Raw genomic sequence first — 15,540 nt, 5'->3', positions numbered from 1 at the left:
AATAGAAAGAATCATGAATGGTGGGCATTCATGATTCTGCAAAAGCCACTCCTTAACGGAGACGAGTATTGATTTTTTTAGGCCTCACTATCTTTTTAGAGCAGTGAGGTCTATTTTTTATTATTTATCGTGATTACTGTTAGAAGTAAGGTGGCAAAGCTGAATGTTACCATAAATGTCTCAAAGATTGACATGGGACATCACTCCATTTCGGATGGTTGGTGTCTACTTAATGGAAGTGACTTTTGCTAGTTCATTATAGCATACATTTAGTAACAATAAGAACAAGTGTTCGTTTTAAGTGGAAATAATGACTTTCGACTCATCAAAAAAGCCGAGATATATTTATCCCGACTTGGATTCCAATGGTTTTTCTGAAATAATAATCCCATCATCATCAGCATACACAAATTGTCCAGGAGTCCATTCTACGTTTCCGAATGATAGTGTTCCGCCTTTTGTACCTTCGCCTCTCTTTTTACTTTTAAATGGGCATGTTCCAATCGCTTTTATTCCAACTTCTATATGGGCCAAGTCAGCTGAATCCCGGACACAGCCATTAATAATGATTCCGTTTATTTTTCTCTCAGCTGCAATGGCTGCCAACTGGTCACCCAATAATGCACAATTTAGAGAGCCCCCACCATCTACAACTAAAATAGTTCCAGGCTCAATCGTTTCCAAGCTTTCTTTTACCATTGAATTGTCTTCATATACCTCAACGGTTCGTATTTCGCCCTGAAATTCCTTTTTCTTACCATAAGAATAGAAAGGGGTTTTACATAGACTTAACCTGTCAGCGTACTCATCACATAAATCAGCCGTTTTCATGGAAACATCCTTTCAAAATTTAGTTGCAAGTTAATTATATTGAATTTTCTGTAAATTTTCCATTTATTAAGAGATGAATGTTTCTAAATACCGGCTTCATGGGAATATAAGAGATACAAGTTTTCTGAAGATAAGGAGAAAAAATAATGAGTATGTTTAATAAGGTACTATTTATTTACAATGGTTCTGCCGGTCAGACAGAAACAGATCGGGCACTTGCCGCCGTACTCCCTGTAATTAGTACTGAAACGAAAGAATTAAAAGTGGTGCAAACGGAAGAGGCAGGTGAAACCAAAAAAATCTGTCTTAAGCTTGGGGAAGAATATGACCTTGTTATTATCCTTGGTGGAGATGGAACGGTACATGAAGCTGTCAATGGGCTTGCTGCTCTGGATAAGAGGCCTGTTTTAGCTATTTTGCCGGGTGGTACATGTAATGATTTCAGCAGAATGCTTAATATCCCGCAAAATCTAAAAAAAGCGGCAGAGACAATCATGAGTGGCCAACAAGTTCCGGTAGATGTAGGAAAAGTTAATGATGACCACTACTTTCTTAATTTTTGGGGGATCGGGCTAATCACCCATACATCAAGCAATATTGATGAAAACCAAAAGAGATTAATGGGGAAAATGAGTTACTTTATTAGTGCATTACGAACGGTGAAAGAGGCAGAGACATTTCATTATAAAATGAAGACTGATCAAGGTGAGTATGAAGATGAGGCAGTCATGATCATGGTGCTGAATGGGAAATTCATTGGATCTAATCAAATCCCTCTGCCATCCATTAATATGGATGATGGATTATTTGATGTATTAGTAGTGAAAGAATCATCATTTGGTGCGTTTCTTGATTTATTTTCACTTAATTCTCCTGATATAAACCTAAATGATGCTGAAACAAGGCTGTTCCATTTGCAGACGAAATCATTGTCAATTGAAACAGAAGAAGTTCTGGAAGCGGACACAGATGGCGAAATTTATTTGGAAACTCCCGCAACTATGGAAATCCTAAAGCATCATATACACATGATCAAGGGTTATTAGTATCTTGGGGTTACAAAGTATACCTTTTCCTTTAAAATGGTAGAAAAGCCAGAATCGGAAGTGAATTTATGTCTAAGTTGATAGAAAATACACCATTCCCCCGTACAAGAGAGATGCTACGTACTGATATGCGCAAAATGGGGTTAAAAAGAGGTATGAATGTCCTTGTTCATTCCTCGCTATCATCAGTTGGATGGGTGAATGGAGGGGCTGTTGCCATTATTCAGGCATTGATGGATTCGGTTACAGAAGAAGGAACCATTATCATGCCGGCTCAATCTGCGGATTTGTCAGACCCAGCTGAATGGTTGAACCCACCAATCCCTTGGGAATGGTGGGAAACCGTGAGAAATACAATGCCAGCTTTTGAACCTGCTGTTACACCTACATATGGCATGGGGAAAATTGCAGAACTATTTCGTACATATCCAGGTGTTTTAAGAAGCAACCATCCAAATGTTTCGTTTACTGCATGGGGTAAGCGTAATGGTGAAATCCTTGCCAATCATCAATTGGAAAATGGATTGGGTGAAGGATCTCCACTAAGAAAACTTTATGATTTAGATGCTCATGTCCTGTTCATCGGAACGAGCTATGAAACGAACACCTGTTTTCATCTGGCAGAATATCGATCAGGTACCAGGGAAGTAATCCAAAAAGGTACTCCCATTCTTGTAGATGGAGAGCGGAAATGGGTGGAGTATACGGATATTGAATATGATGATACTGAATTTGATACAATCGGAAATGCTTTCGAACAACAGTACTCCGTTAGGAAAGGTAAAATCGGCAGTGCTGATTCCAAGTTGTTTTCCTTTTGTGAGGCAGTTGATTATGCGGTGGAGTTTTTTAAAAATGAAGCGAAGGCGAAGGTTTAGCTTTATAGTTGATTACCCAAGAATGAAAGTGTTCTTTTATTTGTCGTGTCTTTTTTTCTTGATGACTGTCTCGAACTTGATTAAACTTCCTCACTGATCTCCACATCTATCCTGTACAAAAAGAGGCTTTCCCAATAACTTGACTATGGGAAAGCCTCTTGGATTATTTATTCTACGTGCTGCATATCATTTTCGAATAAAAGTTCCATTTTACCATCATGAAATTCAAGCTTCGTTAAACTTGTATTCCCTGGCGGTGTCGCTTTAAAGACATCTGAAAGTGGTGTGTTTTTAATATGCGTAAGCAGAACACGCAGGAAAATAGAATGGGTCACAATAAGGATGGTACCGGAAGGGTTTTCGTTTATAATTCTTTCGAACACATCGACAGCTCTTTTCTTGAGCTGATTAAAGGTTTCACCTGTTTCTGTCTCAAATAAATGTGGCGTTTCCCAAAAGATTTTAAATTCCTCAGGAAATTCTGCCTCAATCTCATCTCTAATGCGCCCGTCCCAATCTCCAAAATGCATTTCACGTAAGTCATCTTCCTTAATCAGGCTAATCTCACGATCACCGATGATATATTGAGCTGTTTCATAAGCACGTTTTGATGTACTGCTGTACACTTTATCAAGTTTTACATCAGCAAGCCTCTTTCCAAGAGCTTTTGCATCATTAATACCTTTTTCGGTCAGTTCGCCATTTCCCCAGCCTTGCATAATACGATTGACATTCCATTCTGTAAGTCCATGTCTAGTTAAGTAGATTGTTAGCAACGTACATGTCTCCTTTGCAATTTGTGAATAATCATAAGTATAACGCAATCAAGGTTGGATAGAAAAACAATGGATTGTCAGTCTAATTTTAAAAAGATCGATCATAAGTGATAAACGTTGAAGAATATACTATAGGGGGGTATAGTATATTTAATAATAGAAAAACGGGAGGGAGGTCACTATGAGCGAGATAGAGATTACTGAAGATATGGGTAATCATTGCCATCATGACCAAGAACGAAAAAGCCATCATTCTGATAACGTAAAAAAAAATTTGATCAGTCGTTTAAATAGGGTTGAAGGGCAGATTAGAGGGATTAAAGGCATGATTGAAAAGGATGTATATTGCGATGATATTATAACCCAGATTGCAGCTACACAATCAGCCCTGAATGCTGTTGGAAAGTTGATGCTTGAAGGCCATATGAAATCATGTGTGGCAGAAAGAATTCAACAGGGTGATATGGAAGTACTCGATGAAGTATTAATTACCATACAAAAATTAATGAAAAAATAGGAGGAATTTAAAATGGAAACAACGATCTTAAATGTAAAAGGTATGTCCTGCGGGCATTGTGTGAAAGCAGTCGAAGGCAGTGTAAGTGAGTTAAACGGAGTTAGTTCTGTGAAGGTTACATTGGATACGGGAAAAGTGGAAGTCCAATATGACCCGGCAATGGTTAATCTAGAAACAATTAAAGAATCTATTGATGAACAAGGATATGATGTCGATTAATATATGATTCGAATTAATAGGCTAAGCCACGCCCTATTTAAATAATGCAAGTTCAACAATAAGGTGGTGAGTTTATGAAGCATGTCCATTTGCAGATTACGGGAATGACCTGTGCCGCCTGTTCAGCAAGGATTGAAAAGGTACTGGGGAAAATGGAGGGAGTTAAAGAGGTAAATGTGAACTTAGCCACTGAAACATCTGCTATTCTTTATGATCCTACTCTCTTATCAGCGAACGATTTAAGAGGAAAAATAGAAAAGCTAGGGTACGGGGTTACGACTAGAGTATCGGAACTAATGATTACCGGAATGACCTGCGCCGCCTGTTCAGCAAGAATTGAAAAGGTATTGAACAAGACGGAGGGTGTCTTAATTGCCAATATAAATCTGGCCTTGGAATCAGGCACGATTGAATATTCTAGCAGTGAGTTATCTGAGGAAGATCTCATTGCCAAAATAGAAAAACTAGGCTATGGTGCTTCACCAAAGGAACAGCATAAACAGGAAAGTGAAGACCCGAGGCAATCGGCTATAAAAAAACAACAGCTTAGGTTTATAGCAGCTGCTTTCCTTTCATTGCCACTATTATGGACGATGGTAGCCCATTTTTCTTTTACCTCCTGGATGTATATACCGGATATTTTACTGAATCCGTGGGTTCAGTTGGCTTTAGCGACACCTGTTCAATTCATTATTGGTTGGCAATTTTATAAAGGGGCCTATAAGGCTCTGCGAAATGGCAGTGCCAACATGGATGTATTAGTGGTGCTTGGTACATCTGCTGCCTATTTTTATAGTTTATATGAATCTATAGTAAAAAGTGGGCATCATCATGCTGAGATGCCGCATCTTTATTTTGAAACAAGTGCCATTTTAATAACTTTAATTTTACTGGGTAAATTATTTGAGGCTAAGGCAAAAGGCCGTACATCAGATGCGATTAAGAAGATGATTGGCTTGCAGCCTAAAACGGCGATTGTCATTTGTGATCAAAAAGAAGTGAAAGTTCCGCTTGCCGATGTAGTAGTAGGGGACTTAATCTATGTGAAACCCGGAGAGAGAATTCCAGTAGATGGTGAAGTGCTCGATGGCAGCTCAGCTGTGGATGAATCCATGTTAACGGGTGAAAGTGTTCCGGTTGATAAAAATCCAGGGGACCAAGTCTTCGGAGCCACCATTAATAAAAATGGTGCATTAAAGATGAAAGCCATTAAAGTGGGTAAAGATACAGCCCTATCCCAAATTATTAGAGTGGTTGAACAGGCACAGGGTTCGAAAGCTCCAATTCAGCGGTTAGCGGATAAAATATCAGGTATCTTTGTTCCGATTGTAGTGGGAATAGCCGTTTTGACATTTATAGCATGGTATTTTATCGTGGATCGTGGAAATTTCACTACGGCACTAGAAAATATGATTGCTGTTCTTGTAATAGCCTGTCCATGTGCGTTAGGGTTGGCTACGCCGACATCCATAATGTCTGGGTCTGGCCGGGCAGCTGAATTTGGTATTTTATTTAAAGGCGGAGAGCATTTAGAGACCGCTCATCAGATTAATACCGTACTGTTGGATAAGACAGGGACAATAACGAATGGTAAACCGATTTTAACGGATATTATACCAATCGGAAATTGGGAGCAGGAAAAACTGTTAAAACTCATAGCGGCAGCAGAGAAACCATCCGAGCATCCTCTAGCACAGGCAATAGTCGAAGCAGCCCATGAACATAATCTGGAGCTTACAGAGGCAGTAGATTTTCAAAGTACTCCTGGATTTGGAATTCGCGCTTCTGTTGGGCAGGATAAAGTCCTGGTAGGAACGAGAAAATGGATGACGGCTAATCAGCTTGATATCACCTCAACTCAGCCTTTTATGGAGGATCTTGAGAAAGAAGGGAAAACGGCGATGATTGCCGCGGTGAATGGAAATGTGGCTGGTATCATTGCTGTTGCTGATACGATTAAAGAGACATCCGGACAGGCGGTGCAACGTCTAAGGGATATGGGCATCGAGGTGTGGATGATTACAGGAGATAATCAGAGCACCGCGGAGACAATCGCAAAGCAGGCGGGTATTCAACATGTGATTGCTGAAGTTCTTCCAGAAGGAAAGGCGAATCAGATTAAAAGATTCCAATCTGAAGGAAGAAAAGTAGCGATGGTCGGCGACGGAATTAATGATGCTCCGGCCCTAGCGTTGGCCGATATCGGTATTGCTATCGGAACAGGTACAGATATTGCAATAGAAGCAGCGGACATTACCTTGATGAAGGGCGACTTAAATGGAATTGCAGATGCGTTTTATTTAAGTAAGCAGACGATGCGTAATATTAAACAAAATCTATTTTGGGCTTTTGGCTATAATACCCTTGGAATTCCAGTGGCGTTTATGGGACTGCTCGCCCCTTGGTTGGCAGGTGGTGCTATGGCATTCAGTTCGGTGAGTGTTGTCTTAAATGCCCTGCGCCTTCAACGAATTAAGCTAAAGTAAATAGAGTGAGGAAATGCCGACATGGTAAGTGTCGGCATTTTTTTGCGTTGTATAACAAGTATAAGCAGCTGAGGCAATGGTTTAAAACAAATAAAGGAAACTCTCATCTTTTATAGAATGTAAAAAGCATGAGAGGTGGGATATTATGGAAATGGAGATTCCAAGGAAACGGGTGTCAAAGGGGAAGAAAATTAGTTTATGGGTAATTGCTATTTTAGTAGTCATTCTTATAATTGGTTCACTGGGAGCGGTTTATTTTGTTAAACGGCCTTTACCGCAAATGGAAGGTGAACTTGAACTTTTGGGTTTACATAATGAGGTAGAGGTTTTGCGTGATCAAGAAGGAGTTCCGCATATAAAGGCCGATGATACACAGGATTTATTTTTTGCCCAAGGTTATGTACAGGCTCAGGATAGGATGTTTCAAATGGATTTATCAAGAAGGCAGGCATCAGGCAGATTAAGTGAAGTAATAGGGGAAGCCATGCTTAAAAACGATAAATATTTCCGAACGCTAGGTTTGAGGAGAGCTGCTGAAGATTCTTATGAATCCTATTCACCGGAGGCAAGAGAAATACTTCAGTCATTTGCTGAGGGTGTAAATGCCTACATAAAAGAAAAAAAGGCCAAAGGGAAATGGCCGATAGAATTTACCTTTCTTGGGTATGAGCCAGAGGAGTGGACTCCGATTGATTCACTGACGATTGGTAAGTATATGGCTTTTGATTTGGGAGGAAACTGGAACAGTCAGGCTTTTCGTCACTATTTGCTGCAAAGTTTCCCGAAGGAAAAAGCATATGAACTATTCCCAAGCTACCCTGCAGGAGCACCAGTGAATATAACCAAGGATGAACTCGACATAGAAGGCAGTTTATCTTCTTCTGTTGTCCCGAATGAATATAACGGAAGCAATAATTGGGTAGTCTCAGGTGAGAAGACCCAATCTGGAGAACCATTATTGGCGAATGATCCACATTTATCTTTGGCCACCCCCTCTGTTTGGTATCAAAATCATTTGGAAGGGCCTGGCTATAATGTTAGCGGTGTCATATTTGCCGGTATTCCTGGAATCATTTTAGGTCATAACCTAACTATTGCATGGGGAGTTACGAATGTGGGTCCTGATGTACAGGATTTATATATTGAGAAGAGAAACCCTGAACAGGAAGATGAATTTCTTTACAAAAAAGAATGGGAAAAAGCTCAGGTTATTCATGAGAAGATAAAGATAAAAGGACAGAAATCGGAGGATTTTAAAATAACCATTACACGTCATGGGCCTGTCATCTCAGAATTTTTAGGAAGTGTTGGCAAGGAGCATGTTTTGGCTTTAAAGTGGACCGCTTTGCAAACCTCAAATGAGCTGGAAGCCGTGCTTAATATGGGTAAATCAAAAGATTGGACCGAATTCGAAAAAGCGCTGGAGGATTTTGAATCGCCGGCACAAAATTTTGTCTTTGCCTCAAAGGAAGGAACAATTGCTTATAAGGCTAATGGGAAGATTCCTATTCGAAAAGATAAGCAGGATGCTCTTTTACCGGTAGAAGGCTGGACGGGAGAAAATGAGTGGGTTGGATATATTCCATACAACGAATTACCGCGTACGATTAATGCTGAAAAAGGATACATATCAACGGCTAACAATAAAGTAACAGATGAACACTATCCGTATCATATAAGCCATGATTGGGCCCAGCCCTATCGCCAAATGAGGATTGATGAAGTTCTTTCAGGCAATGATAAATTAACGATTGAAGAGATGAAGAATTTGCAAATGGATCAGCGAAATCTGCAGGCGGAGGAGTTCCTGCCGAAGTTTATAGAAGAACTATCAGAGACTAAAGAAACAGAGGCCATTGATGTTTTAGAGGACTGGAATTACATGGATGACAAAGAAATGGCAGCTCCGTTACTCTTCCAACTATGGATGGCAGAAATCTCGGACACCTTATTCGCAGATGATATATCTGAAGAAATGCTCACCCTTTTCAGAGGCAGAAAGCAAGCTGTTGATCAGCTTCTTAGAAAAGCGTTAAATGGTGAAAAGAGTATTTGGATTGAAGACAAGGGTGGCTTAAAGACGGTGCTGGAAACCAGCTTGAAGAAAGCTGTTACAAAAGGGAAAGAGATACAGGGAGGGGTTCTTTCTAATTGGAGATGGGGGGATTATCACCAAATTCAATTTAAGCATCCGCTATCCTCAGTCAGTCCTCTTCAATATGTGTTTAATTATAAGGGGGAACTAGAGAGTGGGGGAAGTGCGGTTACGGTTCAGGCAGCTGGTTACGATACGAAGGGAACTATTAATCATGGAGGATCATGGAGGTTTATTGCGGATCTCTCTGATTTATCCAAGGCCTCACATATAGTCGGACCAGGACAGTCCGGGCAATTGGGAAGCGAATGGTACCAAAACCAAATGGAAGATTGGGTTACAGGGACATATCATCTAACGAAACTAAATGAAAAGAATGGAGTCAAGCTCCGGTTAATACCAAAAATAAAAAGGTAGTATTTTCCGAATAAGTAAAATAATTTAAAACGGTGCGTAAGTTTAGTAATGTTGGGAAAAAAGTCTTATAATTTTATACGAGAAAGTTTGAATCTTTTAAAACAGTGGGATTATATAATTTTAATCTTTATTTAAAAAATAAGGCTGGTGCCTACTCACTTTTTGCTACAGGTCAGATTAAAGGATTACCAATGTTACAACAACTTTACAATATAATTTTTTTACGGTTTTTTGAATCTTTTTTGGTTTAATATCGTCTAGAATAAAGGAGAAACTATTTACACCGATAGGATAAGCAGGGGATAGGTAATTAGATGCAGGCTTGACTACTCAAAATAGTCTAATAGCCACCTAACATCGTATTGATGAAGACATGCCGGAGGGGTTTGTATTGAAACATGGTAAAAGAGATTTTATATACCTTCATAAACAAGAAGCTGAGCATTTTGTAGCTTCATTTGGCATAGACTTTTTTAGTTTTATGCAATCGTTGAAAGAGCCGCCGCCAAATGTTTTATTATTGGATCATCCTTTTATGGATGTTGAATATGATATGCATACACAGTTTAATTATGTTTCCTTTCCCTCATATAAGAAATATTATAAAGAAAGTGGGAAGGAGTATGGGCATATAAGCTGGATTGATTTTGAGGATATTGAGGGGCTGGAAGAATTAGCTCCATGGGAAATCGCTGAAATCCTGTATATCAGACATACATTTAACCATCTAAGATCTCCCTTTTATCCGAAATTAAATAATCGGTTTGTCTATTTAACATTAGAGGATGGCTTTTATAATAAAGTTTATTACCGGTATTGGAATGATTTTTACCAGTTAATTTCCAAGTTAATTCCTGAGCATGTGGAGATAAATAAGCCGGATCGATTATGGCTGGGCGGTAGAAAAAAAACAGAGAACGCAATAATCCCTACAGAGATTCTGAAACAGTTATCCCCTTTGTTTAATGAGGGCGTAATCATCAGCTTTCATAAGTCAATTCAAACAAGACAAACTATCGAGATTCCAGTGTGGGTTGTTGGAGATTATCGGCATGAAGATGAGCTGAGAGATGAATTAAGGACGATATACCAAAAACGGCAAACTGTTAATCTCGTTTATCAGAAGAAAATGAAGGAATGGGTCATAGATGGAAAATAAACCTCCTGTAAAATTAAGGAGGTTTTCCTAATTTATTATACAGATATTCAGGTTCACAAATTATGTTCGAATATGCATATAATAAGAAGAATGTAAGTTTTGCCTATAAGGGGAACGTGTCGCATATTAATTTAATGTTCTGAAAAGGAAATGATACAATATATTATGTATCAACTAACGGAGGGTAAATTCAATGAAAATTAAACTAGGATTATTATATGGTGGGAAATCTGCTGAACATAAAGTATCCATGCAAACTGCTATGGCAGTCATCAAAGCATTGGATTCATCTAAATATGAGATACATCCGATTTACATAAATGAAGATGGTGAATGGATAAAAGGGCCGCAATTACAGGGGCCGGTTGAATCTGTTAAGGAGCTAGAGTTTGACCACAGAAGTCAGGCTGTTCAAACAACTGGTTTTAACAGTATTATTGCACACGGATCTGATGATGCATTTGATGTTATTTTCCCATTATTGCATGGCCCGAATGGCGAAGATGGTACAGTACAGGGGTTGCTCGAGCTGCTTAACATTCCGTATGTAGGAAATGGTGTTCTTGCTTCATCTGCAGGCATGGATAAAGTAATCATGAAGAATATATTTGCCCAGGCTGGGTTGGGGCAGGTTGGTTATGTTTCTTATTTACGTTCAGAATGGAGCGGAAATGAAGAAAAGGTATGCCAAGAGGTAGAAAAAGCATTGGGATATCCGTGTTTTGTTAAACCGGCTAACTTAGGTTCCAGTGTTGGTATCAGTAAATGTGAAAATGCTGAAGAGCTGCATAAAGCATTTGAAGAGGCATTCCAATTTGACCGAAAAGTAATCATTGAAGAAGGTGTTACTGCAAGAGAGGTTGAGATTGGCGTTATTGGAAATGATTATCCTGAGTGTTCTGTTGCAGGGGAAATTATTCCGAAAAAAGCGTTTTATGACTATAAAGCTAAATACGAAGATGGCGATACAGCATTGGTAATACCTGCAGAGATTTCTCAGGAAGAATATCAAATGCTGCATGACATGGCAATTAAGGCATACAAAGCATTGGATTGTTCCGGGCTTGTAAGGGCAGATTTCTTCCTTACACATGACGGAAAAGCTTATATTAATGAAGTAAATACAATGCCAGGATTTACGCCATTCAGTATGTTCCCATTACTTTGGAGCCACACTGGAGTGGAATATCCGCAATTAATTGAAAAACTGATTAATTTAGCTATTGAAAGACATGCTGAAAAGCAAAAAATTAAATATACTATTTAATATAATGTAGCCTGGCTGTATAAATGAGAAATGTAGAATCTGCGCATTAGATATTCTCGATGGGTTGATTTACGAACATCATTTCCGGCTTATTACTATTGATAGGGTTATGCATACTCAATTAAACGGCAGAGGAATGCTGTACAGCCGATTATTTAATTGGCTGTATCTGTTTTTTTTTCAGGGATGATAAAGGGTAATGGAGGATTAATATGATCAAACGTACATTGGCTGAAATTGCAGCTATGGTAGATGGCAGCATAAATGAAGGTTTCAAAGATATACTTGTTTCAGGAGTAACAAATGATACAAGAAAGATCGAGGAAGGCAATCTATTTGTTCCTTTGCAGGGTGAAAATAGCAATGGACATAATCATGTAGAGACAGCATTCGCTCAGGGAGCAGCTGCTTCATTTTGGGAATCAGATGCACCGAATCCTCCTGAAAACAGAGCACTGATTTTTGTTAAGGATAGTTTAAAGGCATTACAGCAGTTATCTAAAGCGTATTTACATGAGTTGGATACGAAAGTAATCGGGATTACTGGCAGTAATGGGAAAACGACTACTAAAGATATGACTGCCTCAATCATGAAAACAAAATATCGGGTACATAAAACAAGTGGGAATTATAACAACCACATTGGATTGCCGCTTACGATTCTGTCTGCTCCGGAAGATACAGAAATCCTGATTCTAGAAATGGGAATGAGCAGCAGTGGGGAGATTTCACTCCTTTCACAGATTGGGCAACCTGATGTAGCGATTATTACTAATATTGGTGAGGCGCATTTACTTGACCTTGGTTCTCGTGAAGGAATTGCAGACGCCAAAATGGAAATTGTCGAGGGTTTAAAGAAGGATGGAACACTCATTTTTAATGGGGATGAACCTCTTCTGCTAAGCAGGGTATCCAAGCATGCCTATAAACAGATTACCTTTGGCAGCAGCATAACAAATGACTATTATCCTGTTCAAAGCAAAGCAGGAGAGAATGAAATGGAATTTACAATTGATGTAGATGGTAATCATCCTTTCGTATTGCCGCTCTTAGGCAATCATAATGTGCTGAATGCATTGGCGGCGATAGCTGCTGGCAGAACGATGGGAGTCTCCTGGGAACAACTCACGACAGGCCTTGCTGAAGTAAAACTATCTAATATGCGGATGGAAGTATCCTTTGGAGCGAGAGGCGAAAAAATCATAAACGATGCTTATAATGCCAGCCCGACTTCAGTTAAAGCAGCTATTGAATTAGTGAAAGGGATGACAGGTACGGGCAAGAAGATTCTTGTACTAGGCGATATGCTTGAATTGGGACCAGAGGAAGAGATGTATCACTCCAAAATGGGTGAATTAATCACAGAGGAGATTGATTATGTCTTTACGTATGGTAAATTGGCTGAAAAGATTGCCGAAGGTGCTGCAGAAAATTTGAATAAAGAACGCATTTATCATTTCAGTGATAAGGATCAATTATCATTGAAGTTAAAAGAAGTCATTGATGAACATTCTATTGTGTTGGTCAAAGCTTCGAGAGGGATGAGACTTGAAGAAGTCGTTCGTAGCCTTCAAGACTAAACCTTAAAGATATACTATCCCACGATGTCATTCATTCTTTAAGGATGAATGAAATTTTTAAAAATTTCATACATATCTGCATGATTTGAATGAAATCTGGGTAATATATAACTGTATGTAAATAGAGGTTATTTATTAGTTAATTGGCGTTTTTATGCTGCACACTAAACTAGGTTAGTTAATCAATCGATTGATTAGTAGGTAAATGTAATATTTTATTTAATTTTGATACCAAGATCAGATTGCTTTGTATAAATCGAGTCCTGGCATAAATCATCTATGTGTACTACAAACAAAATTCTGTAAATATGTTTATAAACCTCTATTTTATTTAAAACAAATCGTGACTATAACGACTTATCGTGTACAAGATTAGTGTGCAGCGTCTATTCTTCACCCATCAACGGCTTTAAAAAGGGAGAATACAGTTCTTAAATTAGCTAATTTAGAACCACAAAGGTATCTGTTAATAGCTTGAAGATTTGAAGCAGGACAAATAGCATAATAGAATATTGCAAGTGCGATTATTTGCAATCCCGGTCTGTTTTTGTTAACATAAGTTAAATACATGCGTTTCATGAAAATTTTCCAAATGAATTGGACTTATGAACTCATGCTGCCGGGATACTGACGGCCGCTTTTTTTTGTGAGATCGAACCCTGTGCAACAGGCATGATTAAATTGACCGTAATCCTGTTTTACAGGAATGAAAAATATATTGAAGCAATTGTTAAAATAACACCTATCTTGGGGGTAGAAAAATTAATGACATTATTTAGTGAATTAGGAATTAGCAGCGACACATTAAGAGCAGTAGAAGGCATGGGGTTTGAAGAAGCAACTCCAATCCAATCTGAAACGATTCCACTTGCATTGCAGGGTGGGGATTTAATCGGACAAGCTCAAACAGGTACTGGTAAAACTGCTGCGTTTGGAATTCCGATGATTGAAAAAATCGATGTAAAAAGAGACGAAATTCAGGGATTAATCATTGCACCGACACGTGAACTTGCTATTCAGGTTTCTGAAGAGCTTTACAAAATCGGAGCAGGCAACCGTTCCCGCGTTCTGGCAGTATATGGCGGTCAGGATATAACTCGTCAAATCCGTGCGTTAAAAAAACGTCCGCATATCATCGTGGGTACACCAGGCAGACTGTTGGATCATATTAACAGAAAAACAATTCGTTTGAACAATGTTCATACTGTAGTTCTTGATGAAGCAGATGAAATGTTGAACATGGGATTCATTGAAGATATTGAATCTATTCTATCTTCTGTTCCAGATAATCACCAAACTCTATTGTTCTCTGCAACTATGCCTGATCCAATTCGTCGTATAGCCGAAAGATTCATGCATGAACCAAAAACAGTTCGTGTAAAAGCGAGAGAAATGACTGTACCGGCAATCAGCCAATATTATGTACGTGTTCCGGAAAGAGAAAAATTCGATGCATTAACTCGTCTAATTGATATCCATACGCCGGAATTAGCTATTATATTTGGCCGTACTAAACGTCGTGTTGATGAATTAGCAGAAGCATTAACAGTACGTGGTTATACAGCTGAAGGAATCCATGGTGATTTGACACAAGCACGTCGTATGTCAGTCTTACGCAAGTTTAAAGAGGGAGCAGTCGATATATTGGTAGCTACGGATGTGGCTGCACGTGGTCTTGATATTTCCGGTGTTACTCATGTTTATAACTTTGATATTCCTCAGGATCCTGAAAGTTATGTTCACCGTATTGGACGTACAGGAAGAGCGGGTAAAGAAGGTATGGCAGTTACATTCGTAACTCCACGTGAAATGTCTTATCTTGAAGTGGTTGAACGCACCACTAAAAAGAAAATGGAGCGTATAAAAGCTCCAACTGTTACAGATGCGCTTGAAGGACAGCAAAGAACTGTAAAAGAAAAATTGTACAATGTTGTTTCTTCTGAGGACTTAACGGCATATCTTCCGTTGGCTAAAGAAATGATAGAAGATCATACTGCAGAGGAATTAGTTGCTGCAGCATTGAAATTGTTCATTAGAGAGCCGGATGAAAAGCCTGTAACCATCTCAGAAGAGAGACCACTTCCATTCCGCAAAGATGGCTATAAAGGCGGAAAAGGTGGCGGAAGCAAACGTCCATATAACAGAGGCGGAGACAGAGATAGCCGTGGTGGCGGAGACAGAAGACGCAGCAGCAGCACCAATCAAGGTGGACGCAGAAAGTCTTACTCAAACTCTAAACCAAAAAACACAAGTAAATAAGATTTAAATA

The 15,540-nt window shown here is 39.0% G+C and carries 12 protein-coding genes; 10 read left to right on the top strand and 2 right to left on the bottom strand.

Features of this window, described 5'->3' with window-relative positions:
• Positions 1-345 precede the first annotated feature (345 nt).
• Positions 346-831, bottom strand: a complete 486-nt coding sequence (rraA, locus tag AC4G3O_RS17165; RefSeq protein ID WP_066102514.1) for a ribonuclease E activity regulator RraA — start codon at positions 829-831, stop codon at positions 346-348.
• Positions 832-977: 146 nt separating this feature from the next.
• On the opposite strand from rraA, the gene AC4G3O_RS17160 reads away from it, so the two are divergent.
• On the top strand, positions 978-1,877 hold the full coding sequence (locus tag AC4G3O_RS17160) for a diacylglycerol/lipid kinase family protein (RefSeq protein ID WP_490558940.1): 900 nt from the start codon (positions 978-980) through the stop codon (positions 1,875-1,877).
• 68 nt (positions 1,878-1,945) lie between these two features.
• On the top strand, positions 1,946-2,755 hold the full coding sequence (locus tag AC4G3O_RS17155) for an AAC(3) family N-acetyltransferase (protein ID WP_491136497.1): 810 nt from the start codon (positions 1,946-1,948) through the stop codon (positions 2,753-2,755).
• 167 nt (positions 2,756-2,922) lie between these two features.
• On the opposite strand, the gene AC4G3O_RS17150 is transcribed toward AC4G3O_RS17155, so the two are convergent.
• Positions 2,923-3,531: a histidine phosphatase family protein gene (locus tag AC4G3O_RS17150; RefSeq protein WP_175354241.1), complete on the bottom strand. Its 609-nt coding sequence runs from the start codon at positions 3,529-3,531 to the stop codon at positions 2,923-2,925.
• A gap of 181 nt (positions 3,532-3,712) precedes the next feature.
• Between AC4G3O_RS17150 and AC4G3O_RS17145 the strand changes: the two genes are divergently transcribed.
• The 8 genes from AC4G3O_RS17145 (at position 3,713) to cshA (ending at position 15,530) form a co-directional block, all read left to right on the top strand.
• The gene (locus AC4G3O_RS17145) at positions 3,713-4,048 is read left to right on the top strand and encodes a metal-sensitive transcriptional regulator (RefSeq protein ID WP_066102506.1); all 336 of its coding nucleotides are present in this window, start codon (positions 3,713-3,715) and stop codon (positions 4,046-4,048) included.
• Between the two features lie 12 nt (positions 4,049-4,060).
• Positions 4,061-4,267: a copper chaperone CopZ gene (copZ, locus tag AC4G3O_RS17140; protein ID WP_139892872.1), complete on the top strand. Its 207-nt coding sequence runs from the start codon at positions 4,061-4,063 to the stop codon at positions 4,265-4,267.
• Between the two features lie 74 nt (positions 4,268-4,341).
• Positions 4,342-6,753 (top strand): heavy metal translocating P-type ATPase, encoded by a 2,412-nt coding sequence (locus AC4G3O_RS17135; protein ID WP_491136496.1) that lies wholly within the window; start codon positions 4,342-4,344, stop codon positions 6,751-6,753.
• 145 nt (positions 6,754-6,898) lie between these two features.
• Positions 6,899-9,265, top strand: a complete 2,367-nt coding sequence (locus AC4G3O_RS17130; protein WP_491136495.1) for a penicillin acylase family protein — start codon at positions 6,899-6,901, stop codon at positions 9,263-9,265.
• A 391-nt stretch (positions 9,266-9,656) separates the two neighbouring features.
• Positions 9,657-10,424: a hypothetical protein gene (locus AC4G3O_RS17125; protein WP_139892878.1), complete on the top strand. Its 768-nt coding sequence runs from the start codon at positions 9,657-9,659 to the stop codon at positions 10,422-10,424.
• A 193-nt stretch (positions 10,425-10,617) separates the two neighbouring features.
• The gene (locus tag AC4G3O_RS17120) at positions 10,618-11,691 is read left to right on the top strand and encodes a D-alanine--D-alanine ligase (protein ID WP_491136494.1); all 1,074 of its coding nucleotides are present in this window, start codon (positions 10,618-10,620) and stop codon (positions 11,689-11,691) included.
• Positions 11,692-11,903: 212 nt separating this feature from the next.
• The gene (locus AC4G3O_RS17115; RefSeq protein ID WP_491136493.1) at positions 11,904-13,271 is read left to right on the top strand and encodes a UDP-N-acetylmuramoyl-tripeptide--D-alanyl-D-alanine ligase; all 1,368 of its coding nucleotides are present in this window, start codon (positions 11,904-11,906) and stop codon (positions 13,269-13,271) included.
• Between the two features lie 765 nt (positions 13,272-14,036).
• Positions 14,037-15,530 carry a degradosome RNA helicase CshA gene (gene cshA, locus AC4G3O_RS17110; protein WP_066102485.1) on the top strand — a complete coding sequence of 498 codons (1,494 nt, stop codon included), beginning with the start codon at positions 14,037-14,039 and terminating at the stop codon, positions 15,528-15,530.
• Positions 15,531-15,540 lie beyond the last annotated feature (10 nt).

The sequence above is a fragment of the Bacillus sp. z14 (2026) genome (assembly GCF_058313575.1).
This window is presented reverse-complemented; position numbering and strand designations above follow the sequence as displayed.

What these genes read in the sequence shown, in the direction of transcription:
- rraA (WP_066102514.1), bottom strand. Translation starts at nt 831, where the DNA reads ATGAAAACGGCTGATTTATGTGATGAGTACGCTGACAGGTTAAGTCTA.
- copZ (WP_139892872.1), top strand. Translation starts at nt 4,061, where the DNA reads ATGGAAACAACGATCTTAAATGTAAAAGGTATGTCCTGCGGGCATTGT.
- AC4G3O_RS17115 (WP_491136493.1), top strand. Translation starts at nt 11,904, where the DNA reads ATGATCAAACGTACATTGGCTGAAATTGCAGCTATGGTAGATGGCAGC.
- AC4G3O_RS17160 (WP_490558940.1), top strand. Translation starts at nt 978, where the DNA reads ATGAGTATGTTTAATAAGGTACTATTTATTTACAATGGTTCTGCCGGT.
- AC4G3O_RS17145 (WP_066102506.1), top strand. Translation starts at nt 3,713, where the DNA reads ATGAGCGAGATAGAGATTACTGAAGATATGGGTAATCATTGCCATCAT.
- cshA (WP_066102485.1), top strand. Translation starts at nt 14,037, where the DNA reads ATGACATTATTTAGTGAATTAGGAATTAGCAGCGACACATTAAGAGCA.
- AC4G3O_RS17155 (WP_491136497.1), top strand. Translation starts at nt 1,946, where the DNA reads ATGTCTAAGTTGATAGAAAATACACCATTCCCCCGTACAAGAGAGATG.
- AC4G3O_RS17130 (WP_491136495.1), top strand. Translation starts at nt 6,899, where the DNA reads ATGGAAATGGAGATTCCAAGGAAACGGGTGTCAAAGGGGAAGAAAATT.
- AC4G3O_RS17120 (WP_491136494.1), top strand. Translation starts at nt 10,618, where the DNA reads ATGAAAATTAAACTAGGATTATTATATGGTGGGAAATCTGCTGAACAT.
- AC4G3O_RS17135 (WP_491136496.1), top strand. Translation starts at nt 4,342, where the DNA reads ATGAAGCATGTCCATTTGCAGATTACGGGAATGACCTGTGCCGCCTGT.